General features: G+C 70.6%; 21 protein-coding genes. 10 read left to right on the forward strand and 11 right to left on the reverse strand.

All coding sequences use genetic code 11. The features are described from left to right. The first annotated feature begins 24 nt into the window (after nt 1-24). Complete coding sequence (gene cimA, locus WME75_RS19500; protein WP_437492979.1) at nt 25-1,671, forward strand: citramalate synthase; 1,647 nt, start codon at nt 25-27, stop codon at nt 1,669-1,671. Next, a complete protein-coding gene (leuB, locus tag WME75_RS19505) occupies nt 1,668-2,732 on the forward strand; it encodes a 3-isopropylmalate dehydrogenase (RefSeq protein WP_437492981.1) in 1,065 nt (354 codons plus the stop codon). Before cimA ends, leuB begins: the two co-directional genes overlap by 4 nt. 144 nt (nt 2,733-2,876) lie before the next feature. Here the strand turns inward: leuB and WME75_RS19510 are convergent, their stop codons facing one another. Beyond that, nucleotides 2,877-3,068, reverse strand: coding sequence for a PAS domain-containing protein (locus WME75_RS19510; protein WP_437492983.1), 192 nt, complete (start codon nt 3,066-3,068; stop codon nt 2,877-2,879). A 343-nt stretch (nt 3,069-3,411) separates the two neighbouring features. Between WME75_RS19510 and WME75_RS19515 the strand changes: the two genes are divergently transcribed. Next, on the forward strand, nt 3,412-3,897 hold the full coding sequence (locus tag WME75_RS19515) for a hypothetical protein (RefSeq protein ID WP_437492985.1): 486 nt from the start codon (nt 3,412-3,414) through the stop codon (nt 3,895-3,897). A 245-nt stretch (nt 3,898-4,142) separates the two neighbouring features. Here WME75_RS19515 and WME75_RS19520 read toward each other — a convergent pair whose 3' ends face one another. Together WME75_RS19520 and WME75_RS19525 are read right to left on the reverse strand one after the other, a co-directional pair. Next, nucleotides 4,143-5,519: an MFS transporter gene (locus WME75_RS19520; protein ID WP_437492987.1), complete on the reverse strand. Its 1,377-nt coding sequence runs from the start codon at nt 5,517-5,519 to the stop codon at nt 4,143-4,145. 238 nt (nt 5,520-5,757) lie between these two features. Next, the gene (locus WME75_RS19525) at nt 5,758-7,356 is read right to left on the reverse strand and encodes a serine/threonine-protein kinase (protein ID WP_437492989.1); all 1,599 of its coding nucleotides are present in this window, start codon (nt 7,354-7,356) and stop codon (nt 5,758-5,760) included. Nucleotides 7,357-7,763: 407 nt separating this feature from the next. Between WME75_RS19525 and dusB the strand changes: the two genes are divergently transcribed. Beyond that, nucleotides 7,764-8,750, forward strand: a complete 987-nt coding sequence (dusB, locus tag WME75_RS19530; RefSeq protein ID WP_437492991.1) for a tRNA dihydrouridine synthase DusB — start codon at nt 7,764-7,766, stop codon at nt 8,748-8,750. A 9-nt stretch (nt 8,751-8,759) separates the two neighbouring features. Here the strand turns inward: dusB and WME75_RS19535 are convergent, their stop codons facing one another. The 6 genes from WME75_RS19535 to WME75_RS19560 form a co-directional block, all read right to left on the reverse strand. Continuing rightward, nucleotides 8,760-10,265 carry an HAD-IG family 5'-nucleotidase gene (locus WME75_RS19535; RefSeq protein WP_437492993.1) on the reverse strand — a complete coding sequence of 502 codons (1,506 nt, stop codon included), beginning with the start codon at nt 10,263-10,265 and terminating at the stop codon, nt 8,760-8,762. Between the two features lie 87 nt (nt 10,266-10,352). Then, nucleotides 10,353-10,910, reverse strand: coding sequence for an STAS domain-containing protein (locus tag WME75_RS19540; RefSeq protein ID WP_437492995.1), 558 nt, complete (start codon nt 10,908-10,910; stop codon nt 10,353-10,355). A 7-nt stretch (nt 10,911-10,917) separates the two neighbouring features. Continuing rightward, nucleotides 10,918-11,484 carry a SpoIIE family protein phosphatase gene (locus tag WME75_RS19545; RefSeq protein ID WP_437492997.1) on the reverse strand — a complete coding sequence of 189 codons (567 nt, stop codon included), beginning with the start codon at nt 11,482-11,484 and terminating at the stop codon, nt 10,918-10,920. Continuing rightward, nucleotides 11,481-12,056, reverse strand: coding sequence for an ATP-binding protein (locus tag WME75_RS19550; protein WP_437492999.1), 576 nt, complete (start codon nt 12,054-12,056; stop codon nt 11,481-11,483). The genes WME75_RS19545 and WME75_RS19550 overlap by 4 nt, the downstream gene beginning before the upstream one ends. Nucleotides 12,057-12,372: 316 nt before the next feature. Then, the gene (locus WME75_RS19555; RefSeq protein ID WP_437493001.1) at nt 12,373-13,026 is read right to left on the reverse strand and encodes a hypothetical protein; all 654 of its coding nucleotides are present in this window, start codon (nt 13,024-13,026) and stop codon (nt 12,373-12,375) included. A gap of 327 nt (nt 13,027-13,353) precedes the next feature. Continuing rightward, nucleotides 13,354-13,626, reverse strand: a complete 273-nt coding sequence (locus tag WME75_RS19560; RefSeq protein ID WP_437493003.1) for a hypothetical protein — start codon at nt 13,624-13,626, stop codon at nt 13,354-13,356. A 122-nt stretch (nt 13,627-13,748) separates the two neighbouring features. Between WME75_RS19560 and WME75_RS19565 the strand changes: the two genes are divergently transcribed. The 4 genes from WME75_RS19565 (at nt 13,749) to WME75_RS19580 (ending at nt 16,796) form a co-directional block, all read left to right on the forward strand. Then, entirely contained in the window at nt 13,749-14,495 is a 747-nt protein-coding gene (locus tag WME75_RS19565) for a nucleotidyltransferase family protein (RefSeq protein WP_437493004.1), read from the forward strand. Beyond that, complete coding sequence (locus WME75_RS19570; RefSeq protein WP_437493006.1) at nt 14,492-15,487, forward strand: GHMP family kinase ATP-binding protein; 996 nt, start codon at nt 14,492-14,494, stop codon at nt 15,485-15,487. The genes WME75_RS19565 and WME75_RS19570 overlap by 4 nt, the downstream gene beginning before the upstream one ends. 69 nt (nt 15,488-15,556) lie before the next feature. After that, nucleotides 15,557-16,177, forward strand: a complete 621-nt coding sequence (locus tag WME75_RS19575; protein WP_437493008.1) for a D-sedoheptulose-7-phosphate isomerase — start codon at nt 15,557-15,559, stop codon at nt 16,175-16,177. 7 nt (nt 16,178-16,184) lie between these two features. Beyond that, nucleotides 16,185-16,796: an HAD-IIIA family hydrolase gene (locus WME75_RS19580; RefSeq protein WP_437493010.1), complete on the forward strand. Its 612-nt coding sequence runs from the start codon at nt 16,185-16,187 to the stop codon at nt 16,794-16,796. Between the two features lie 23 nt (nt 16,797-16,819). Here WME75_RS19580 and WME75_RS19585 read toward each other — a convergent pair whose 3' ends face one another. Beyond that, on the reverse strand, nt 16,820-18,106 hold the full coding sequence (locus WME75_RS19585; protein ID WP_437493012.1) for a DUF4388 domain-containing protein: 1,287 nt from the start codon (nt 18,104-18,106) through the stop codon (nt 16,820-16,822). A 96-nt stretch (nt 18,107-18,202) separates the two neighbouring features. Here WME75_RS19585 and WME75_RS19590 point away from each other — a divergent pair, with 96 nt between their 5' ends. After that, nucleotides 18,203-19,204, forward strand: coding sequence for an AAA family ATPase (locus tag WME75_RS19590; protein ID WP_437493013.1), 1,002 nt, complete (start codon nt 18,203-18,205; stop codon nt 19,202-19,204). Here the strand turns inward: WME75_RS19590 and dnaE are convergent. Further along, the gene (gene dnaE, locus WME75_RS19595) at nt 19,197-22,835 is read right to left on the reverse strand and encodes a DNA polymerase III subunit alpha (protein WP_437493015.1); all 3,639 of its coding nucleotides are present in this window, start codon (nt 22,833-22,835) and stop codon (nt 19,197-19,199) included. The two genes, WME75_RS19590 and dnaE, sit on opposite strands and share 8 nt — an antisense overlap. A gap of 233 nt (nt 22,836-23,068) precedes the next feature. Here dnaE and WME75_RS19600 point away from each other — a divergent pair, with 233 nt between their 5' ends. After that, the gene (locus WME75_RS19600; protein WP_437493017.1) at nt 23,069-24,151 is read left to right on the forward strand and encodes a hypothetical protein; all 1,083 of its coding nucleotides are present in this window, start codon (nt 23,069-23,071) and stop codon (nt 24,149-24,151) included. Nucleotides 24,152-24,606: the final 455 nt, after the last annotated feature.

Genomic DNA, 24,606 nt, shown 5'->3' on the forward strand with positions numbered 1-24,606 from the left:
CGCTGCACAAGGAAGTTGAAGCTTATGAATCCGCCTCTCAACGGCGCGGAGCAGGGCGCCCGCCCCACGGACCGCGTCGACATCTACGATACAACCCTACGGGACGGCACCCAGCGCGAGGGCATCTCGCTCGCGTGCGAGGACAAGCTGCGGATCGCGCGCCACCTCGACGCGTTCGGCCTGACCTTCATCGAGGGCGGCTGGCCCGGTTCGAACCCGAAGGACGCGCAGTTCTTCGAGCAGGCCAAGGACATCGAGTGGAAGCACGCGAAGATCGCCGCGTTCGGCTCGACGCGCCGGGCCTCGCTCGCGCCCGAGGACGACGCCGGGCTGCGCGCGCTCCTCGCCGCCGGGACGAGCGTCTGCACGATCTTCGGCAAGAGCTCGACCCAGCACGTGACGGCGGTGCTGCGCACGACGCTCGACGAGAACCTCCGGATGATCGAGGAGACCGTCGCCTTCCTGCGGGCGCACGGCCGCCGCGTGATCTACGACGCCGAGCACTTCTTCGATGGGTTCGCGCTCGACCGGTCGTACGCGACCGAGACGCTGCGCGCCGCGGTGCGCGGCGGGGCGGAGGTGCTCACGCTCTGCGACACGAACGGCGGCTCGATGCCGTGGCAGATCGAGGCGGTGGTCGCCGAGATCAAGGCGCTGCTCGGCCACCCGCTCGGCATCCACGCGCACAACGACGGTGAGTGCGCGGTCGCCAACTCGCTCGCCGCCGTGCGCGCGGGCGCCCGCCACGTCCAGGGCACGATCAACGGCTACGGCGAGCGCTGCGGGAACGCGAACCTCTGCGCGATCATCCCGAACGTCGAGCTGAAGCTCGGCCTCCCGGCGCTGCCGGAGGGGGCGCTCGGCGGGATCACCGAGCTCTCGCACTACGTCGCCGAGGTGGCGAACCTCGCCCCCGACGATCACATGGCCTACGTCGGCCGGAGCGCCTTCGCGCACAAGGGCGGCGTGCACGTCGCGGCCATGCGGCGCGAGCCTGCGTCCTACCAGCACGTCGACCCGGCGCTCGTCGGCAACGCGATGCGCACCGTGGTGAGCGAGCTGTCGGGCCGCGGCAACCTCCTCAGCAAGGCCGAGGAGTTCGGGCTCCAGGTGCCGATCGGCGCCGAGGTGGAGGTGCTCGAGCAGATCAAGGAGCGCGAGGCGCGCGGCTCCTCGTTCGAGGCGGCCGAGGCGTCGGTCGCGCTCCTGCTCCACCGGAGCTCGCAGGGCTACAAGCCGCCCTTCCGGCTGCTCGATTTCAAGGTCACCGCGGGCCAGCGCGAGGGCGTCGGCACCTTCGCCGAGGCCATGATCAAGATCGCGGTCGGCGGCGAGGTGGTGATCACGGCGGCCGAGGGGTCCGGCCCCGTCAACGCGCTCGACGGCGCGCTCCGCAAGGCGCTCGCGCCCGTGTTCCCGGCCGTGCGCGACATCCAGCTCGTCGACTACAAGGTCCGCATCCTCGACGGGCGCGACGGCACCTCGGCGACGACGCGCGTGCTCATCGACAGCCGCAACGCGCAGCGCCAGTGGAGCACCGTCGGCGCCTCGATGAACATCATCGACGCTTCCTGGCATGCGCTCGCGGACGGGATCGAGTATGGGCTCACGCTCGCAGCGAGAGAGCCAGAGCAGTACACATCCACGTTGCCTGCCAGCGAGGTCGCATGAAGGCCAATATCGTTCTTTTGCCCGGCGACGGCATCGGCGTCGAAGTGGTCGCCGAAGCCCGCGCCACCCTCGATGCTGTCGCCGCCCAGTTCGGCCACAGCTTCACCTACTCGGAGCACCTCATCGGCGGGTGCGCCATCGACGCCACCGGCACCGCGCTCACGCCGGAGACGCTCGACGCGTGCCGCGCGGCGGATGCCGTCCTCCTCGGCGCGGTCGGCGGCCCCAGGTGGGACAACCCGAGCGCGAATGTCCGCCCCGAGCAGGGGCTGCTCGCGCTGCGCCAGGGCCTCGGTCTGTACGCGAACCTGCGGCCGATCCGCCTGTTCCCGGAGCTCATCCAGGCCTCCCCGCTCAAGGCGGAGCGGCTCGCGGACGTCGACATCCTGGTCGTCCGGGAGCTCACGGGCGGGCTCTACTTCGGCAAGCCGCGCCTCCGCGAGGAGGTGAACGGGCGCAGGCGCGCGGTCGACACGCTCGAGTACACGGACGAGGAGATCGAGCGCGTCGTCGAGCTCGCCTTCCGCCTCGCGTCGTCGCGCAGGCGCCTCGTCACGTCGGTCGACAAGGCGAACGTCCTCGAGTCGTCGCGGCTCTGGCGGACGGTGGCGAACGAGGTCGCCGCGCGTCACCCGGAGATCCGCGTCGAGCACCAGCTCGTCGACTCGTGCGCGATGCGGCTCATCACGTCCGCGTCGGCGTTCGACGTCATCGTCACCGAGAACATGTTCGGCGACATCCTGACCGACGAGGCCGCCGTGCTGGCCGGGTCCCTGGGGCTCTGTCCGAGCGCGTCGCTGGGCGACGGCACGCGCGGGGTCTACGAGCCGATCCACGGCTCGGCGCCCGACATCGCCGGCAAGGGGATCGCCAACCCGATCGGCACGATCCTGAGCGCCGCGATGCTGCTCCGGCACTCGCTGCGGCTCGACAAGGAGGCCGCCGTGCTGGAGCGCGCCGTGGCGCAGGCCATCGCCGGCGGCGCCAGGACGGCGGACCTCGGCGGCAAGCTGTCGACCCAGGCGATGGGCGGCGCGGTGCGGGCGAAGCTCGCGACCTGAACGCCCGCGCGGGGCGGCCTGGCAGCCCAAGGCCGGGTCCACCGCCGGCCCCGGGGCCGGTCCACCGCCGGCCCTCCGGGGCCTCGCGTTGCCGCCTTCCGGCGCGCCGCCAGCCATCCGCCATCTTCATCGTCGTCAACACCCTCACCGCCCCCGGTCCGGCGCTCCAGGCCCTGTGATCCGGTTCGTCGGCCGCAGGCGCGCGATCACCGAAAACGCCGTGTCCTCCACGAGCACCGGTCCCACCGGCTGCTCCAAGATATCGCCCCTCGCGTAGCCCAGGAGCTCCAGGGCCGCGCGGTTCACGCGCTCGATCGACCCGTCCATCCGGAGCACGGGGAGCGCGTCGGGATCGCGGAGAGGAGGTTCCGCGCGCCGCGCTTGCCGCACAGCGCTCGCTCGGGGGCCGGAGCCTCGGGAGCGCCGCGCCATCTCGGTTGACCGAGATGCTTGTATTTCAGGGCGCCACCAGGGCCGCCTTCGAGCATGGGCCGCGGAGGGTGTCGCCGAAAGCGTCCATGGTGTCTCAGGTGTCCTTCCTGGGGCAATCGACATCACTCCCCGGACACCACACATGAACGTGTGACGGGGAAGCTCAGGTCCCCGCGTGTCAACGCTCGTCGTCGAGACGGGCGTTGACTCCATCCACATGAATTGATGTGCACAGGAGAATGGGAACATGAGCCAATTGACGAAGTTCGCATCGCTCGTCGCCCTCGCGACGGCCCTCTCCGCGGCCGGATGCGTGGCCGAGGCGATGGCGTCGGAGGCGACGACGGACGACACGACGGTCCAGACCGATGAGGCGAAGCAGGCGTCTCAGGGCGAGGAGATGGACTCCGCAGATCAGGAGTCGAGCGCGGCGCCGGCGACGGGCGTGAGCCCGGAGGACCCGAGCGCAGCGGACCCCGGCTCGGCGGACCTCGGCCCGACGAGCACCGGTGAGGAGGAGAGCGTCGGCGAGAACCCCGACGCGGCTTCGCGCTTCTGGGGTGGCGGCTGGGGCTTCCGGCCCTGGGGCTTCGGCGGCTGGGGCTTCCGGCCCTGGGGCTTCGGCGGCTTTGGCTTCCGGCCCTGGGGCTTCGGCGGCTGGGGCTTCCGGCCCTGGGGCTTCGGCGGCTGGGGCGGCTGGGGCGGCGGCTGCGGCGGCTTCTGCGGCATCTAGCGAGGAGCGCCGCCGGCCGCGGCTTCTGCTCCAGGGGCGCGGCCGGGGGCCGATGAACGCGGCGCCGTGGCTCGGTCCTCGTCACGGCGCCGCGCCTGGGCCCTCACGACCGCGCGACAAGGCCCTCGCGTGTCCGGATTCACCGAGGCTCCTCGTCCCCCCGCGAGGGAGCCTCAGGCTCCAGGGGCGCCCAGCAGCCGCGGGACGCGCCCGCGTGCTCCTCGCCCCCCCGGGACACGCCTGGATCAGGCGTCGGCCTCGGCGAGGCTCGGGATACGGTTCACGAGGAAGCGGGTCCTCATGTAGCACCACCACGTGAGCCCCATGCAGGTGAGATAGAAGACGAAGAAATACATGAGCGCCGTCGAGGCCCCGCCCGTCGCCTTGATCGAGGCGCCGAAGCTCCGCGGGATGAAGAAGCCGCCGAGCGCCCCGAGCGCCGAGGTGAACCCGAGGACGGCGGCGCTCTGGCGGCGCGCGGTGACCAGCGCCTCCTCGCGCGCCGCCTCGCCCCTGCCCTGTGCCGCGCGGAGATGGTCGCGCCGGAAGAGGATGGGGACCATCCGGAAGGTCGAGCCGTTGCCGATGCCGGTCGTGATGAACATGACCATGAACATCGTGACGACCCCGGCGTAGCTCTTCTCGTCGAGGAAGTGGATGATCCCGAGCGACGAGAGGCCCATCACCACGAAGTTGCAGAACGTGATGCGCGCTCCGCCGATCTTGTCCGCGAGGTAGCCGCCCAGCGGGCGGGCCACCGAGCCGATGAGCGCGCCCAGGAACGTGAGCTCGAGCGTCACGGTGGGGAACTGCATCTTGAGCAGGAGCGGGAGGGCCGCCGAGTAGCCGATGAACGAGCCGAATGTCCCGATGTACAACCAGGCGATGATCCAGGTGTGCTTGTTCTTTGTGGCGGCCAGCTGGTCTTTGAAATTCGACTTCGCCGACGCCAGGTTGTTCATGAAGAAATACGCGCCGGCCGCCGAGATGAGGATGAACGGGATCCACATCAGCCCGGCGTTCTGCAGGTAAATCCCCGACTCGGTGTGGTACCCGCCGATCGCCGTCGCGACCGCGCCGGGCCCGACGAGGAGGGGCACGATGAGCTGCACATTGCTGACGCCGACGTTGCCGCCGGCGGCGTTGAGCCCGAGCGCCAGCCCCTTCTTCTTGTCCGGATAGAAGAACGAGATGTTCGCCATGCTGGAGGCGAAGTTGCCCCCGCCGAGCCCCGCGGTCCCCGCCGCGATCGCCATCAGCCAGAACGGCGTGTCGGGCCTGGTCACGAGCACCGAGAGCGAGATCGCGGGAATCAGCAGCAAGAGCGCGCTGACGACCGTCCAGTTGCGCCCGCCGAACCTCGGGACGGCGAACGTGTAAGGGAACCGGATCAGCGCGCCGACGAGGCCCGGGATCGCGACCAGCAGGAAGAGCTGGTCCAGCGTGTAGTTGAAGCCGACCTTGGGGAGCCGGGTGGCCGTCACGCTCCAGAGCAGCCAGACGGAAAAGCCGATGTTCTCGGCGATAATCGACCAGATGAGGTTCCGACGGGCGATCCGCTTCCCTGTCTTCTCCCAGAACGCATCATCATCGGGATTCCACTCGGTAATCAAAGTCGACATCTGTCCTCCTCACCGAGACCGGTGCGCGGCCGCCTTGAAACATGGCGAGTCGAAGCCGCCGCTCTCCGATCAATTCCTGCTCTGCATCGGCCCTCGCGTCATACCGGTGGAGATCCAAAATCGGAGTTTCTCGTGTGTTTCCGAACCGTTTCGACGCATTTTTCCCGCGCGGCGTCGATCTCGTGGACGGTCGATGGCGCGGCGACGACAGCGCACGACGCCGCGCGGTGTCCCGGCTCTATCGAGCTGAGGCGGTGTGCGTCGAGCCCCCGCGCGTCGGGGCGACGCGCTCGGGCGGCGCCTCGATCTGGCCGAGCTTCTCCGCTCGATCGGCCACCCAGAAGCGCTCCGCGTCTGCCGCGCTCCAGGCGGACTCGTCCAGCAGCGGGAGGAGCGCGTCGAACAGGGCGCGCGCGCTCTGGAAGCGGTGGCGCGGGTCCTTGGCGAGGCACCGCAGGACGAGGCGGTCGATCGCGCGGGGGACGACCGGGCCGCGGCGCACCGACGGCGCGAGGGGCGCCTTCGTCATGTGCGCGACGAAGAGCTGCCCGGACGACGAGCCCTCGAACGGCAGCTCCCCGGTGAGGAGGAAATAGAGCGTGCCGCCGAGCGAGTAGACGTCGCTGCGCGCATCCGCGCGGTCGCCGCGGCACACCTCGGGCGCCATGTAAGCGGGCGTCCCGCAGAGCATGCCGCTGTTGGTCAGCTCGGCGTCCCGGCCGCCCTCGACCATCCGCGCGACGCCGAAGTCGAGCAGCTTGACGAAGTCGTGATCGTCGCCAGCGCGGGTGACGAAGAGGTTCTGCGGCTTGATGTCCCGGTGGATGATCCCGGCCTCGTGCGCCTCGATGAGCGAGCGGCAGGCCTGCAGGGCGAAGCGCACGGCGCGCGCCACGGGCATGGGGCCGTAGCTGCGCACGATCGCGGCGAGATCCGCCCCGCGCAGGTGCTCCATCGCGATGTAGTAGATGCCGTCGTCGCTCGCGCCGAAGTCGAAGATCCGGATGGTGTGCGGATCGCTGAGCTTGCTGGCCGCGTGCGCCTCCTGCTCGAAGCGCTTCAGCAACGCCGTGTCCGGCGCGTCACGGGTCCTCAGGAGCTTGAGGGCGACGCCGCGCTGGAGCGTCTCGTCCCAGGCGAGCCAGACCTCGCTCATCCCCCCCTTGCCGATCGGCGCCTCGAGCCGATACCTGCCCAGCTTGCGCGCCTGATACACCTGCTGCCGCGCGGCCCAGACGACGTGGCTCGACAGGGCCCCGATCACCCCCGAGGAGGGGACGAAGATGTAATGGCTCGCGGCCGTGAGCAGCGTCGTCGGGTCGAGCCACGCCGCCAGGATCGATGGGGAGAAGAGCGCGGCGACGCCCATGACGGCCGGGAAGGCGAGGAACATCGGCGCGGAGGCGACGAGCGCCTTGCCGAACGGCGCCGGCACGAGCGCCGTGCGCAGCAGCACGACGATGGAGAGCCCGTGCATGTACGTGCTGGTCAGGCCGCCGAAATCGAGCGCCATGAGCGAGATGAAGAGCGCGGCCACGAGGAACGCCGCGTCGTACCCGAGCAGCACGACGCGCCCCGAGAGCGTCGGTCGACCCGTGAGCCGGTACACGGCGATGGCGATCGCCTGCTCGATCATGCGCATGACGATGCAGCGCCACACCGGCGCCCCGGGGTACAGCACGGTCGCCATGAACACGTCGACGAGCGTGAACGCGGGCCAGATCCAGAGCGCGACCCGGAAAGCGCGGCGGACCGCGCGACGGACGCTCTCGGTGTCGTGGGCGGACAGCGCGCTCCGCGGCGCGCCGATCGGGCGGGTCTCGCGCTCCCTGAGCATGCGTGACGAGGCCGAGCGCTCAGCGCGGAGAGCCTCTCTGGTCAGCGCACGCTTCATGGCGACACTCGAGGGTCGCCAGAGCCGCGCCGAACGTCAAGCGAGCGTTGCTGGCTTCGGCGCGGCTGGTTTCCTCGGTCACGATGGCGGGCTGCGCCGCTCGCCGTCTCGCACCCAGGATGTCATACCAACAAGGTCACTCGCCGTCCGACCCGCCGTGTTCGTGCGCTGATCGCATACACGCCCCGAGGTCCGAGGTGATGAATGCCGGCCGCGCCTCCGCGTCGCGGCGCGGGATCGAGCTCGGCGGGCCCGGCCGCTCGGCGCGCGGCCCCCCCGCGCGCCGCGCGCCCGAGGTCGCGGCGTCGCCCTGGTCAACCGGCCGGATCCATGCTTGAAAGCTCGCCATCGTGCCGCTCTCGCCTGAAAGCTTTCGCCGGCTGTTCGAAAGCCGCCCCGTCGTCCTCGCGCCCATGGAGGACGTGACGGACGCCGTCTTCCGCCGCATCTGCCGGGAGCTCGGCGCCGAGCTGTGCGTGACGGAGTTCGTCAACGTCGAGGGGCTGCTGCGCGGGTGCAAGACCGCGCGGCGCAAGCTCACCCTGTCCGCCGACGATCAGCCGACGGCGATCCAGATCTACGGCGCCAACCCGGAGCGCCTCGCCGAGGCCGCGCAGGTCGCCGAGCAGGCAGGGCCGGCGTTCCTTGACGTCAACTGCGGCTGCTGGGTGCCGAAGATCGCCGGCCGCGGCGCGGGCGCGGGCTGGCTGCGCGATCCGGAGGCGATGGTGACGATGGCCCGGCTCGTGACGCGCACGGTCGCGCTCCCGGTCACCGTGAAGACGCGCATCGGCTGGGGACCCGAGTCCCACATGCCGATCGTCGACCTGGCGCGCCGCCTCGAGGACGCCGGCGTCGCCGCGCTCACGATCCACTGCCGCACGGCCCAGATGGGGCACAGCGGCGCGGCCGACTGGAGCTGGGCCGCCCGCGCGCGCGAGGGCGTGTCCATCCCTGTGGTGGTGAACGGCGACATCAAGACCGCCGACGACGCCGCCCGCGCGCTCCAGGAGACGGGCTGCGCCGGCGTGATGGTCGGCCGCGCCGCGATCGACCACCCCTGGGTCTTCCGCGAGGCCCGGGCCCTGCTCGACCACGGCGCGCGGCTGCCGCCGCCGACGGCCGAGGAGCGCTTCGCCCTGTGCCGCGCGCACCTCCTCGCGAACACCGAGGCGCGCGGCGAGCCGCACGGCGTGCGCGTGACGCGGCGCCACCTGACCGGCTACCTCCGCGGCCTCCCTGGCGCGTCCGCCATCCGGCGCGAGCTGCTCTTCTGCGACAGCCTGGCGGGGTGCCTGGACATCCTCGACAGCGCCGCGCAGCGGCTCGCGGCCTGAGGCGGCCGCCTACATCCCCACCGGGGTCGCGTCGTCGATCGGGGCGGGCTCGCCGTTCTGCGGCTCGGCGCCCGGCGGCGCGCCCATGGGGTCGTGCGGCAGGCTCCCGCGGTGCGAGCGGAGCAGCACGTGGGGCGTCGCCAGGAGAAAGTTGGAGACGCGGGACGTGTAGATGTCCGCCGAGCGCTCGATCTGCCGGGCCAGGTGGCTCTTGTCGTTCCCCGCGCGGAGGAGCAGCCCCCACCGCGGGTTCAGCGTCTCGGCCGACGCCTTCGCGAGCGGAGCGATCCGCGCGTCGAGCGCCGCGAGGCTCACCTTGAGCTCGTTCATCTTCGCCTGGACCTCGGCCTCCGTCGCCCCGACGACCGGCCCGTAGCCGGCGCGCATCCGCTGGAGCTCCAGGCGCAGCCTGGCGTAGATGCGCTCCGCGTCCTCCTTCTCCCGCATCCAGAGATCGAGGCGCGCCTCGGCCCCCCGCGCCTCCTCGATGGCGAGGATCTCGTCCTCGAGCTCCCGGATGATGAGCGCCGTGCGCCACCGCAGGGCGCTCTTCGACACATGCACATCTCCATAGATGTGATCGCCGATATAGAGGATCTCGTCGCCGGACAGCCTGAGGTGATGCTCGACGAGCCCGGCGTTGCCGCCGAGGTAGTGCCCGCCCTCGCGCAGCCGGCCGGCCGGGCGCAGGAGGCCGTCCTCCGTGACCACCTCGAAGAGCGGGCTGCGGCTCGAGAAGAACTCCGGCTTCCGCGCGGACACGATGACCACGTCGAACAGGTCGCGCCACGTCATGCCGTCCGGCAAGAAGCGATCGAAGGCGTAGCTCATCATCGCGTGCGTGTAGACCCACTCGGAGTTCGTGATCAGGACGAGCTTCTTGCCCGCCTCCTTCTGGTCGAGCACGGTGAGCGGGGTCTCCGGATCGAGCAGCACGAACCGCTCCGGATCCGCGATGATCTCGGCCTTCAGCTGCCCCTCCATGTGCGTCGCGTCGAGGCGATCCTTCACGCGGCGATAGAGATCGCTGTAGCCGAGCACCTCGGGAAGCCGGCGCTGATCGAGCAGGTCGACGAGCTTCGCATACATGCACCCTTCCGAGAGCGAGAAGAGCGTGTTCAGGAAGACGTAGCGCCCGTCCGCGAGGTCGACGATCGTCCGCGCGTAGGTCGCGCGCTGGGCCTCGAAGTCGATCGGCTTCGTGCCGTGGTAGGCCCGCTTCACGTACCCAAACCGGTTGACCTTGAGCAGGTTGCCGAGCTCGGTGTCCAGGATGAGCCCCCGGATCACGAGGTCCGGCTCGAAGGTCAGCTCCCCGACCGGCCAGCCCTCGTTCTCCAGCAGGTGGCGGAGGTGCTCATACGCCCGACGCTCCCACGCCTCCACCCGGTAGTGGATCAGCGTGTAATCCATGTCGTACCCGATCGCCTTGATCGAACGGAGGTTCAGCGTCCGGTTGCAGAAGATCCCCCGCTGCTTGGGCGGCGGAGCGCAGAGGCAATCCAGCTTGTCCATGGTGATCGCCCGCAGAGCGGTCGTGAGGCATACCAGGGACCCACGGCGTTGCCCACCGGGACCATCGCCGTCACGCGGCCGTCAAGATCAGCGGCGCCTGAGCCGGCTCTTGCCGTTGTCCCGCCGATCGGTGCTCGCGCTGGATCGCGGCGACCGCCCGGCCGCCGGCGCGCGCGTCGAGTCGCTGCGGTCGTCCGCCTCCCATCCGTCGTCGTCGTCCTCGTCCTCCTCGTCGTCGAAGAGATCGTCGTCGTCGTCGTCGTCCTCGTCGCGCGCCTCGGCTCGGCGCACCTCGAGCCCGAGCATGGTGAGCGCCTGCTCGAGCGTCAGCGCCGTCTTCACGGCCTCGAGCTCGACCCCCATGGCCTGCAACGTCATCGCGATCTCCGGGCTCAGCCCGGACAGGATCGTGGGCGTGCCCATGAGCCGCGCGGCGGAGGCCAGGTTCGAGAGCACGGCGCACAGGTGGCTATCCATGATCCATACGGCCGTGAGATCGATGACCAGCCCCTTCGCCCCGCTCTCGTGGATGGCCCGCAGCACCTCGGTGTTCAGCTGCTCCGCGAGGTCGTCGGTCACGTCCCCCTGGATGGGCACCAGGATCCGGTCCCACAGGTTGATGATCGGAAGGCGCTTGAGCTCCATGGTCATCCTAAGGTTCGATGTCGGCGATCAAGACCGTTGAGTCGTCGTGCGAGCGCCGGTGTCGGCTCATGAGGACGCGGCACGCCTCCGCGGCCTTCGTCCCGCGCAACAGCGAGAGGTCGAAGCGAGGGGAGACCCCGTCGGAGAAGACGACGAGTCGGTCGCCCGGCGCGAGCTGCGCGTCGAAGATCCGGACCTTTCCGAGCGACGCGCCGAGGATGCCCGGGCTCTGGAGCCACTGCACGCGCGTGCCGTGAGACATCAGCTCGACGTTGCCGACGCCGCAGCCCTGGAGCCGCCCCTCCCGGAAGCGGCAGATCATCCCGGCGGCGCCGCGGGTCCCGCGGAGCCGCGCGTGGAGGCGGTCGACGAGGGCACGGACGTCCTCGCCGCTCGGCGCGTCGCCGAGCGCCTTGAGCGCGACGTCCGCCGCGGCCGCCGCGTGCTCGCCGTGGCCCAGCGCGTCGATGACCGCGAAGACGACGCCGTCCTCGCCGGCCCGCACGAAGGCAGCGTCGCCGCTGACGCGCTCTCCGTCCTTGGGGAGGATGGTGTACTCGACGGCGAGCTTCACAGGTGGACCTCGATCTCCACCCGCGTGCCTTTCGGTCCCGAGTCGATCTGGAAGCGATCGGCCAGCCGCTTGACGCCGATGAGGCCACGGCCCATGCCGGTCTTGCTCTTGTAGCGGCCGGCGAGGATCTCCTGCAGGTTCTGGATACCGCTGCCCTCGTCCACCGCGACGATGAGGAAGCGGACCGGGCTGTCGCGCTGCACGGCGATCTCGATCGTCCCGCCCGGGGTATAATGAACGATGTTCCGGGCGAGCTCGCTGACGATGGTCGCCACCTTGTGCGAGGTGAAGCTCTTTGCGCCGGCCGCGTCGCAAATGGCCTTCGCGCTCAGGCGCGCCTCGCTGATGTCGGCCTCCACGTGGATGACCATGACCTTCGAGCGCCGCGAAGGTCGATCGCCGCCGATTGCAGAAATTTCCGACTTGAGCCGCCCGAGCCGCGCCGGATCGACATAGAGGCGGGCCCGGCGCTCGATGCTGGGAATGATGTCCGGGAGGTCGTCGAGCGAGAACCTCTCGGGCTGGATCTCCGCCTCCCGCATGGCCCGGAGCAGGACTCCCTCTGCATTCATCGCCGAGAGATAGCCGAGCAGGACGTTGAGAATCTGTTCGTGCGCGGGAGTCATCCGGGAAGAGCCTGGAAGGGCAGGTTACCGGGGCCCCGTGTCCGCGTCGAGTGCGCGGCGACGGCCTCGCAGGGCACGTCAGCCAACACACAGATCTGTCCGGCCAGATGAGTCCGCAGGGCTCGCTCGGCTCGTCGCCTGCGGCCCGCGGCCTGGTGGTTTGTTCGGTAACGCCGCACCGGCGCCTGTCCGCGACGGCCGCTCGTCATCTGTCCGGCTCCTGGCAACGCTCATGCCCGGATGGCAGGCGCATCGACGTCGCTCAGGTCGGGTAGTACGACGTCTGCCCCTGGCTCAGCTCCTCGGTGATCTTGTTTTCCGCGAGAAGCTTCTTGATCGGCTCCTTGAGCTCGGCTGCGGGGGTGCCCATCGCCAGCGCAAGGTCGTCGATGCCCTGGCCCGGCTCAATTTCCACATGGGCGAGCAGCGCCTCGGCGATCTCGTCCCCGGGGATCCCGGACGGCGGGTTCTCCGGGCTCACCGGACGGGATTGCTCGGCCCCTTTCCCGGCGGGCGCCGCCAGGGCGCCGGCGCTCGCGGCGCGCGCCCTGGCCGGTGCGGCCGCCGGACGCGCGGCCCCCCCGGTGGTGCGCGGTGCGACCGCTTTCTTGCGCGGCGCAGCGCGCTTGGGGGTGGGGGCCTTGCGCGACGGCGCGCTGCGGGCCGGCGCGGCCGGGCGGCTCGGCGCCGGGCGGCTCGGCGCCGGGCGGCTCGGCGCCGGAGCGCGCTCGGCCTTGCGGGACGGCTTCATGGGAGTCGCGGCGGGCCCGGTCGATATCCCTGCGGCCTTGATGTCGACTTCCAGGTACCGCGCCGCGTTCTGGACAACATCCTTACGGGCCAGCGCTCTCATGCCCTCCAGGAACTTGGCCACCAAAGAACGAATCTCATTCTCGATCTCGACATCGGATATCACGCAGCCGCCGTCTCACGAATCCCCCGGAATGTCAACGTCTTCCGCGCGGAGTGGCCCGCAGATACCGGAGAAACCCGGACGATCACGCGCCGGCCGGCGTCCACGACCCGGCGCTCGATCGCTGGCCGCGGCGCGAGCCCAGTGTGAATTTGCCGCTCTATCAAATGAAATGCGGGCAAGATCCGAAACCCATCGACAATCCATGTCGGGACCCTCCGTCCGCGGCGTGGGCCGCGGGCGCGGGCCACGTCGTGGAGCAGAGGTCGACTCGTCGCTCGCGGCCGCGCCGGCGGCTCTCCCCGGGGGGCGGCTGCCGGGGCGGGTGATTCAAGCCGCCTTGACCGCGTGGAGCGACGGGCGGCGCAGCGGGCGGAGCGGCGCCGCCGCGAACGCCGCGCCGAGCGCGAGCCCGCGGAACGTCAGCCGCATCCGGAGGGCATCGAGGTAACCCTCGCGGTGCAGGGCGTTGATCACCCGGCGGACGTCGGTCCGGCGCACCGCGAGGGCCGTGGTCAATGTTTCAAGGGTCACCGTCTTGCCCTCGCTCTGGAGGGCAACCAGCGTCCGGAGAAGATGAGGAACGAGGTCCTTGTCCGTCATGGGACCGAACCTAGTTCAGTAGCTGAACGGTCGTACAGTTTGTGGCCACGATTTCTTTGGGCCGCCGGCGGGAGCGCCCGAGGCGCGCCGAAAGCGGCCGTCGTCTATGGTACGTCCCGCTGGTGCGCCCCGACGCCTCCTCCCTTCAAGCCGTGATCCTCGCCGGCGGGCTCGGCACCCGGATGCGCCCGCGGACGGAGCGCACGCCGAAATTCCTCCTGCCGGTGGTCGGCAGGCCGTTCGGGGCGTGGCTCCTCGAGCGGCTCGCCGCCGCGGGCTTCGGCGAGGTGGTCCTCTGCGTCGGTCACCTCGGCGACGCCATCCGAGCGGCGATGGGCGACCGGTTCGCGGGGCTGCCGCTCCGTTATGCCGACGATGGCCCCGAGCTCCTGGGCACGGCCGGCGCGCTACGCCGCGCGCTGCCCCACCTGGCCCCTGTGTTCCTCATGACCTACGGCGACTCCTATCTCCCCTTCGACTACCTCGCGCCGCTCCGGGACCTTTCCGCTCACCCGGGCGCCCTCGGTACGATGGCCGTGTTCCGGAACGAGGGTCGGTTCGACGCGTCGAACGCGGCGATCTCGGGCGACCTCGTGGTGCGCTACGAGAAGCTCCGCGCCGGCGCCCCGCCCGACCCTGCCCTCGATCACATCGACTACGGCGCGACCGCGCTCCGCCGCGGGGTCGTCGAGGCGCTGCCGGCGGACACGCCGCTCGGCTTCGATGCGGTGCAGCGCGATCTCGCGTCGCGCGGCCGCCTGCGGGCCCTCGCGGTCGCGGCGCGCTTTCACGAGATCGGCTCCGAGCGGGGCCTCCGCGATCTCGAGGCCGCGCTGGCGGCATCGGCCACGGCGGAGGAGCGGGGATGATCGTCTCCCGCGCCCCGGTCCGCTTCTCCCTCGGCGGCGGCGGGACCGATCTGCCCGCCTACTCCGACCGCTTCGGCGGCTACCTCCTGTCGGCCTCCATCGACAAGTACATCTACGTCACGGCCAACAAGCGCTTCCACCGCGACATCCGCCTCGCCTACTCCAAGACCGAGATCGTGCCCTCGGTCGACAGGATCGAGCACCCGATCTTCCGGGAGGCGCTCCGGATGATGGGGATCGAGCACTCGATCGAGCTCACGAGCGTCGCGGATCTCCCCGCGAACTCGGGCCTCGGCTCGTCGAGCTCGTTCACGGTCGCGCTCCTCAACGCGCTGCACGCGTACAAGCGCGACTTCGTGTCGTCCGAGCAGCTCGCGCGCGAGGCGTGCGCGATCGAGATCGATCGCCTCGGGGAGCCGATCGGCAAGCAGGATCAGTACATCGCCGCTTACGGCAACGTCACCGCGTTCACGTTCTCGCCGGACGGCTCGGTGCACGTCGAGCCCGTGCCGGTCCGCGACGAGGTGCTGGACGAGCTCGAGAGCAACCTGCTCATCGTGTGGAGCGGCATCGAGCGACCGGCCAGGATCGTGCTCTCGGAGCAGGGGCGACGGCTGCACGACCTCGAGCCCGCGGTGGTCGAGCGGATGCATCGCATCAAGGAGATCGGCCGCGACGTGCACCGCATCCTCGTCTCGGGCAGGCTCGACGACTATGGCGAGCTCCTGCACGCCCACTGGACCCAGAAGCGTAAGCTCGCCTCCAAGATGACCGACGAGGTCCTCGACGAGATCTACGAGGTCGCCCGGGGCGCCGGGGCGCTCGGCGGCAAGCTGATGGGGGCCGGCGGGGGCGGGTTCTTCATGTTCTACGTCCGCCCGGCGGAGAAGCGCCGGGTGCTGGAGGCGCTCGCCGCGAAGGGCCTGCGCGTGCTGCGCTTCCGCTTCGATCTCGACGGCGCGCGCATCGTCGCGAACCTGCACCGATCGTGAGCGGGCGCGCCGGCGCATCGGCGCGCCTCCCGCTGGGCATTTCCGCGGGACTCTGGCTATAAATCGATCATGCCTCAGCGCACGCACGACTTCGTTGAAAAATACCTTCGCGAGACGTCCGAGATCGCCCTCGCGACGAGCCCGGACGACATGACGCGGGTCATCGAGCTCCTCTTCGAGGCGTACCGGAACGACCGCACCATCTACACGTGCGGCAACGGCGGCTCGGCGGCCAACGCGAGCCACCTCGCGTGCGACATCGCCAAGTTCACGTGGGTCGAAGGCAAGCCGCGCTTCAAGTGCACCTCGCTCTGCGACAACGCGGCCCTCCTCAGCGCCCTGACCAACGACGTCGGCTTCAACCGGATCTTCCTCGAGCAGCTCGACGGCCGCGTCGTCGCGGGCGACGTGCTCGTGTGCCTCAGCGTGCACGGCGGCTCGGGCGCCGATCGGGCCGGCCCGTGGTCGCAGAACCTGGTGGCCGCCGCAGATTTCGCGAAGAAGTCGGGGGCCAAGGTGGTCGCGCTCGTCGGCTACGACGGCGGCGCCCTGCGCCAGATGGCCGACGCCAGCGTGATCGTGCCGAGGACGCGGGCCGGCTACACGTCGACGCCGCACGTCGAGGGCTTCCACGAGGTCTACCACCACCTGATCTGCGAGCGGCTCCTGCAGCTCGTGGCCGAGAGCTGAGCGCCGCGTGGCGAGGCGCGGGGTCGTGCTCGACCGCGACGGCACCCTCATCGACGTGGTGCGCGATCCCGAGCTCGGCGTCGTCGTGACGGCGTTCCACCCGGACCAGCTCCGCCTCCTCCCCGGCGCGCTCGAGGGCCTGCGGCGCCTCGCGGACGCGGGGTTCTTGCTGGCGATCGCGACAAACCAGCCGGGGGCGGCGAAGGGCCAGGTCCCGTGGGGGGCGATCGAGCGCACGAACCGCGCGCTCGTCGACGGCCTGCGCGCGGCGGGCGTCGCGATCGCGGCGCTCGCGGTGTGCCCGCACCACCCCGAGGGCGGCCCGGGCGGCGATCCGGCGCTGATCGGCCCCTGCGACTGCAGGAAACCGAAGCCGGGCATGCTCACGGGGCTCGCGCGCGATCTCGATCTCGACGTCGCCGCGAGCTGGATGATCGGCGACGCGCCGAGCGACGTGGCGGCCGCGCGCGCCGCGGGCATGCGGGCGGGGCTGATCCTGGATCGACGCCGCTGCGAGCTGTGCCCGCTCCGGGGCGAGGCCGACCTCCCCTGCCCCGATCGCGCGGCGCCGCGGCTCGATCTCCTGGCCGCGGAGATCCTCGCCGAGCCGCGCGGCTAGTCCCGTACAGCCGCCGTCGGCGGCTACCTGGGCGCGAGCGGGCCCACCAGCGCGGCGACGCGCTTCGACAGCGGGGGCTGGTTGTCGCTGCGCCTCGAGAGCGGGATGCCCTCGGGCGAGAGGCGCAGGCACGGCTCCGCGACGAACATGGCGAACGAGATGTACTCGTGTAGCCACTGCGAGAGCCTCGCCTCGGCCTGCTCGGGGCCGGCGAGGATCGTCGCGTTCTCGATCATCCTCGCGGGCTCGAACGTCCCGTCCGCTGCCGGCCCCGCCCCGCGGAAGAGAGCGTCGTAGAGGCCCGCGCCATCGACGAACGCGGCGAGCTGCCAGCGCACCTCGTCGCCCCGCTGGATCCCGTCGGCGGCGGAGAGGATCGACGCGATCGCCTCGTTGAAGAGCGCGATGCCGGCGGCGGCGCCCGTCGGCCCCGGCGCGCGCATCACCACCCGTCCGGACTGCGCCAGCTGGAAGAGCGCCCGGGTGGTCTCGAACTCTCCCTGCCCGATCGCGCGCGCCACCTCCGCCACCGAGCGCTCGCCGTCGACGGCGTCGTACACCGCGCGGAGCTCCTCCGGCGCCGGGCCGCGATCCGAGACGCGCGCGGGAACGTGCTGGTCCGACGGGATCCGCTCGCGGAAGTAGCGCATCTCGTCCATGCGGCGCACCGCCTCCAGGAGCAGCGCGTGGACCGGGAGGTTGTGGCGCGTCGGGATCTGCTCCTCGTCGAAGCCCGCGAGGAAGTAGAACATCCCCTCGCCCGCGAGGAGCACCCGGTAGGCGATCTCCTCCGCCTGCGTGCTGAGCAGCTGGTACAGCCGCTCCCGGGGCACGAAGCCGAGCTTCACCGCGGCCTCGCCGAAGCGCACGTCCGGCGCAGCGGCGGCGAGCGTCTGCTCGACCTGCGCGCGCGAGAGCGCGCCGTAGCGGTAGAGCACCTCGCCGATGCGCTCGCCCTCGACGGTCGAGCGCGCGGCGACGGCGTGGCCGGGCTCGAAGAACAGGGACCGGCTCTCCCCGCCGTCGATCACGATGAGCTCGCCGCACCACGCCGCCTGCCCGATGAGCGACACGACATCGCAGAGCGCGCCCGGCCCCGTGATCTGCCCGGCGAGCCGGAGCGCGGCGCCGGTCCCCGCGTCGCGCGGCGCCTCCTCCCCCACGTGGCGCATCACGACGAGGTGGTCGGGCGCCGGCAGCAGCTGGAACACCCCCTGCCGCGCGCGCAGGTGCTTGCTGGCGTCCAGGTCGACGGGGTGAGCCGTGCCAGTCGCGTCGATGCGCACGAGCGAGCGTTGCTCTTCGGTCATCGTCGCGATCTCTAACCCAGCACCGAGAGGGGGGCCACGGCCGGCCTCTGGCGCCGCGTCATCCGGAGGGGCCGCGCGGCGTGCTACCGTCCCGCCGTGACGCCCCCCCCGGATCACGACGGCGGCGCGCCCGGCGATCCGAGCGCCCGCGACGACATCCCTGCCACCGCGGACGCGCTCGACGCGCGCCTCTCGGCGGCCCGCTACATCTCCGATCCAGCGACCTCGCTCGCGCTCTGGCTCGCCCTCCGGATGGAGCGGCCGCTGCTGCTCGAAGGACCGGCGGGCGTCGGCAAGACCGATCTCGCCCGCGCCGCGGCCGAGGCGCTCGGCCGCGGGCTCATCCGGCTCCAGTGCTACGAGGGCCTCGACGAGGCGAAGGCGCTGTACGAGTGGGACTACGCGAAGCAGATGCTCTACACGCAGCTCCTGCGCGACGCGGTCGCGAAGGAGATCGTCGGCGCGACGAGCCTCGCCGCCGCCGCGCGGGCGATCGCGGGGAGCGAGGCGTCGTTCTTCAGCGAGCACTTCCTGATCGCGCGCCCGCTCCTCGCGGCGCTGCGGAGCCCCGCTCCCGTCGTCCTCCTCATCGACGAGGTCGACCGCGCGGACCCGGAGTTCGAGGCGTTCATGCTGGAGGTGCTCTCCGACATGCAGGTCACGATCCCCGAGCTCGGCACGATCCGCGCCGCGCGCCCGCCGCTCGTCCTGCTCACGACGAACGCGACGCGCGAGATGACCGAGGCCCTGCGCCGCCGCTGCCTGCACGCGTTCCTGGACTACCCGCCGCCGTCGCGCGAGGTCGCCATCCTGAAGGTCGCCATCCCGGGCATCGAATCCCGCCTCGCCGCGCAGATCGTCGCGTTCGTCGGCGCCTTACGGGCCATGGATCTGCGGAAGTCCCCCGCCATCAGCGAGACGATCGACTGGACCCGCGCGCTGCTCCTGCTCGGCAAGCGCGCGATCACCCAGGAGGTCGCCCGCGACACGCTCGGCGTCCTGCTCAAGCACCAGGGCGACCGCGGCGACGCCGAGGCGAAGCTCGGCGCCCTCGTGAAGGCGGCCGAGCACGCGGGCGCGGGCGAGCCGCCTACCTGAGCTCGGCCACCTTCTCGCCGAACAGCTTCTCGAGCCGCCCGAGCATGGCGTCGTTCGGCTCGACGCGGAGATCGCGCCCCAGCGACAGCACCGCCTCCGCCCCGTCGTCGAGCTGGATCACGAGCTGCACCGGGCACACACCCGGGCTCGCCCGCAGGAGCGCGCCGAGCCGATCGATGTGCTCGCGCCTCGCGCTGCGCGACTTCAGCGTGATCGCCACGCTCCGCGTCTGCGCGAGGATCGCGTCGGAGAGCGGCTGCACCTCGTCGAGCAGGAGGGTCGGCTCGCGCGGCGCGGACTCGGTCTCCTCGGCGCCCTCTTCCACCATGGGGAAGCTGACCTTCCCCGAGATCAAGACCGGCTCTCCCCGGTTCAGGAGCTCGCTGTAGGCCTCGATCTGCTTCTCGCGCACCTTGACCTCGACCCGGCCCGCCGTGTCCTCGAGCACGAAGAACGCGATCTTGCCGCCGCCCCCCTTGAAGATGCGCTCGCGGTAGCCCTCGACCATCCCGCCGACGCGCACCCTGGACCAGGGATCCATGCCGGCCAGCGCGCTCACCGCGGTCACGTCGAAGCGGTTCAGATCCACGCCGTACCGATCGAGCGGGTGCCCCGAGACGTAGAAACCGAGCGACTGCTTCTCGCGCGAGAGGGTCTCGCGCAGATCCCAGTCCTCGGCCATGGGGTAATCGTCCAGCCTCACGTCGCTCTTGGACGCGACCGCCGCGAACAGGCCGATCTGCGCGCTGTTCCGCTCCTTGCTCGCGGAGCGCGAGCGCTCCAGCGCCCTGTCGATGCCGGCGAACGCCCGCGCCCGTGAGATGCCCCGCGCCTGGAGGCTCGCGTCGAACGCGCCGCACTGCACGAGCGCCTCGAACACCCCCTTGTTGACCCGCCGCGGATCGACGCGCTCGGCAAAGTCGAACAGATCCGAGAACGCGCCGCCCGCCTCCCGCGCCTCGAGGATCGCCTCGAGCGCCGACTCGCCGACGCCGCGGATCGCCCCCATTCCGAAGCGGATCTTCGGGTCGTACGGATCCTTCACCCGCGAGCCTCCGCGCCGGGTTCCGGTCACGCGCTTGCCGCTCGTCCCCGGCGTTGCGCTGTAGACGACGGTGAAGTCCATCTTCGACTCGTTGATCTCGGGCGGCAGGATATCGACCCCCCACGCGCGCCCCTCCGCGATGATCCGCACGACCTTCTCGATCTTGTCGCGGTCGGCGGTCATCAGCGCGCAGAGGAACTCGACCGGGTAATGCGCCTTCAGGTAGGCCGTCTGGTAAGTGAGCAGCGCGTACGCGGCCGAGTGGCTCTTGTTGAAGCCGTATCCCGCGAAGTACTCGAGGAGCCCGAAGATGCGCTCGGCGTCCTCCGCCTTGACCCCGTTGTTGAGCGCGCCGTCGACGAACGTCGCCTTCTGCTTCGCCATCTCCTCGGGCTTCTTCTTGCCCATGGCGCGCCGGAGCAGATCGGCGCCGCCGAGCGTGTAGCCCGCGAGCTGCTGCGCGATCTGCATGACCTGCTCCTGATAGACGATGACGCCGTACGTCGGCTTGAGGAGCTCGTCGACGAGCGCGTGCATCTTCTCGATCGGCTTGCGGCCGTGCTTGCAGTCGACGAAGTCCTTCACCATGCCGGTGCCGAGCGGCCCGGGCCGGTAGAGCGCCACGGCGGCGACGATGTCCTCGAAGGCGTCCGGCTTCAGGTCCTTGAAGAGCTGCTGCATGCCGCTCGACTCGAGCTGGAACACCCCGGTGGTCTCGCCCGACTGGAGGAGCGCGTAGGTGGCGGTGTCGTCGAGCGGCACCGCGCTCACGTCGAAGCGCGCGCCCTCCCTCGCGGCGACGTCCGGTCGCGCGTTCACGAGCCGCACGGCGATGTCGATGACGGTGAGCGTCTTCAGCCCGAGGAAGTCGAACTTGACGAGCCCGGCCAGCTCGGCGTCGTCCTTGTAGTACTGGGTGACGAGCTGCTCGCCGTTCTTGAAGCACGGGACGTGGTCCCAGAGCGGCCCCTCGCTGATCACGACGCCGGCGGCGTGCATGCCCGCGTGCCGCGTCAGGCCCTCGAGCTTCTGCGCCTGCTTCAGGAGCTCCGCGACCGTGGGGTCGCTCTCCCTGAGCGCCTTGAGCTTCGGCTCGATCTCGAGCGCCTCGGGGATCGTGTACATGATCCCTGGCGACTTCTGCGGGATGAGGCTCGCGATCTTCTGCGCCTCGATCGCCGGGAACGCCATCGCCCGGGCGACGTCCTTGATCACGCTCCGCGCCTTGAGCTCGTGGAACGTCGCGATCTGCCCGACGGACGGCTTGTCGGCCTCCTTGCTGTACTTCTTTGTGACGTACGAGATGACCTCGTCGCGCCGGTCCATGCAGAAGTCGACGTCGAAGTCGGGCATGCTGACGCGCTCCGGGTTCAGGAAGCGCTCGAACAGCAGGTTGTACGGGAGCGGATCGAGATCGGTGATCTCCATGGCATAGGCCACGAGCGAGCCCGCGCCCGACCCGCGGCCCGGCCCGACCGGGATGCCGTGGTCCTTGGCGTACTTGATGAAATCCCAGACGATGAGGAAGTAGCCCGGGAAATCCATCTGCACGATGACGCCGAGCTCGATGTCGAGCCGCGTCCGGTAGACGGCCTCGTCCACCTTCCGGCCCGAGCGCGCGATCTGGGCGAGCCGCTTCGTGAGCCCCTCGTGCGCCACGTGCCGGAAGTACGACCCCGTGTCGGCGAACCCGCTCGGCAGCGGGAACGTCGGCAGCATCGGCTTGCCGAGCTTGAGCTTGAGCGCCGAGCACCGCTCGGCGATCTCGAGCGTCGAGCGGACCGCCTCCGGGTAGTCGCGGAAGAGGTGCGACATCTCGTCGGCGGGCTTCAGGAACATCTCGAAGCTGCCGTGGTGCGCGTCGCTCGCCTCGGCGAACGTGCGGTTCGCCGCGATGCACGACAGGTAGAGCTGCCCCTCGCCGTCCTCGCGCGCGCCGAAGTGGGCGTCGTTCGTCGCGACGAGCGGCAGTCCCAGGTTGCCCGCCGCGCGCGCCAGGATGCCGTTGAGCACCGACTGCTCGACGAGCCCGTGGTCCTGCAGCTCGACGTAGAGGCTCCCCGGCTCGAAGCAGTCCCGGAGCCGGCTGAGCGCCTCGCGCCCCTCCTCCTCGCCCTGCTCCAGGATCCGCTGGGCGACCACGCCGCCCATGCAGCCGGTCAGGCCGATGAGCCCCGCGCTGTGCTGCGCCACCATGTCGAGCCGCACGCTCGGCGCGAGCCCGCTCGCGGGATCGACGTGCCCCTTGGACACGATGCGGACGAGGTTCTTGTAGCCCTCCTCGGACGCCGCGAGCAGCACGAGGTGATCGACGGGCGTCTCGTCCACGCCCGAGCGCGACACCTGCCCCGCGGCCGCGCCCCAGCTGCGCGCCACGTTCACCTCGCAGCCGACGATCGCGCCGATGCCCTGCTCCTTGCAGGCCTTGTAGTGCTGAATCGCCCCGAACATGTTCCCGTGGTCCGTCAGGGCGACGGCGCGCATTCCCAGCGACTTGGCGCGCGCGGCCAGGTCCTTGATGCGCAGCGCGCCGTCGAGGAGCGAGTACTGCGAGTGCACGTGGAGGTGGATGAACTCAGCGGTCACAGCGGGCTTCCAGGTGGCTTCTCATCGTCGTGCGAGTCGGGAAAGATAGGTAATCAGGGAGAACGGAATCCGAAGGCAATTGGACGACCAACCGTCGCTTGCCGGCGAGCTCACATATAGCGCATTGCGCAGCGGGGATCGCCCTTGATGAGGCGCTCGAGCCGGCGCTAGCCTATGCGCCCGTTTGAGAGCACTTGCCTGATTTGGGGTGGGGTTTCCAGAAAGTGAGGTCGATGATGCGTCATTCCCGTATCGCCGTCGCGGTCTATTTGGCGACGGCGCTCCTGTCCGTGGCCGGTTGTGGCTCCGATCCTGCGGCGCCGCCTGCCGAACAAGACCAGGACGTCGACCGCGGCCAGCCCCCCGGGCCGGGCCCGGCGCAGGCCGGCGACGGCGCGGGGGTCGCGTTCGCGATCGACCGCCTCTTCCTCGGCGACACCGATCGCGACGGGAAGAAGGCGGCTGGCAGCTGGAAGCAGTACGGCTTCAACATCGACGGCAAGGTGTCCAGCACCCTCTCGGAGGACCTGTGCAGGCCGGTCGACAACGCCAGCCCTTCCGATGTCTATCCGGACGGGCTCGACGGGATCGACAACTCCTTCGGAAGCAAGCTCGTCGGCCTCATTGGGACTCTCCTGAGCGACCCCTCGACGAGGGTCACCGACGCCATCGCCAACGGTGATTTCACGGTGATCCTGAAGGTCGACGGGCTCGGCGCGCAGTCGTCGTACAACCCGCTCACCGCGAAGCTCTACGGCGGCGCCACGCTGGGCGCGGCGCCCACCTGGGATGGCAGCGATGCGTGGCCCGTCGTTCCGGAGCTGCTCGATGACGCTCAGGACGTCGAGAGCGCCAAGATCGTGTTCCCGGAGAGCTACGTCGTCGACGACACGTGGGTTTCGGGCCCGGAGTCGCAGGTCGCCTTCAAGCTGAACCTGACGATCTCGGGGACCACCATCGGCCTCACGATCCGCAACCTGAGGATCGCGATGGACCTCGCGTCCGATCACAAGTCGGTGGTCAAAGGCACCCTCGCGGGCGTGCTCGAGACGGCTGTCCTCGTCGAGGAGCTGCGCGGCGTCATCGGCGCTGTCCAGCCGGGCGTCTGCGAGGGCACCGCGCTGGAGACGATCCTCGACTCGGTCCGTCACGCCTCGGACATCATGAAGGATGGTAGCCAGGACCCGAGCCAGGACTGCGATGCCATCTCCATCGGCATCGGGTTCACGGCGAAGGAGGTCCAGCTGGGCGAGATCGCCCCCCCGGCCGAGACGACCGGCGCGCCGTGCGAGACGGCTCCCGCGGACGAAGGCTGAGCGCGGCGCGGCTCCCCTCCGCCTGCGGCCATCGCGGCGAGCCCTCGTTCAGGGCTCCGCGGGCGCCTCCCGGGTGCCCTCTCGCCAGAGCTCCACACAGCCTGCGACGTGCAGCCAGCTCAGCCTGACCGCGCCCTGCGCGAAGATCGTGCTCGCCGTTGAGCCGTCGCGCGCCCCGCGAGCGTCTCTAGAAGCGACCCCGCCCGTCCAGGGTGCGCGCTCAGACGAGGGAGACCTCGGCGGCGTGCTCTCTCGGTCCGCCCGCTCGTGGGGTCCGAGAGACGCCCTCTTCCTGGTTTCGTTTGTCCCGACTTTTCGCTAGAAGTCGGCATCGCTTCGAGCGTCCACCACGCAAATACCCGATGGCAGTGAAGATTCATGGCGAGCTGCCGTCCCAGGGCGTCAGCCCCGGCGGGTTGCCGACGCGAGCTGTGGCTCGTGTCCCTCAGAGGAGA

This window comes from Sorangium sp. So ce1014, from assembly GCF_051521505.1.
Classification (GTDB): Bacteria; Myxococcota_A; Polyangia; order Polyangiales; family Polyangiaceae; genus Sorangium.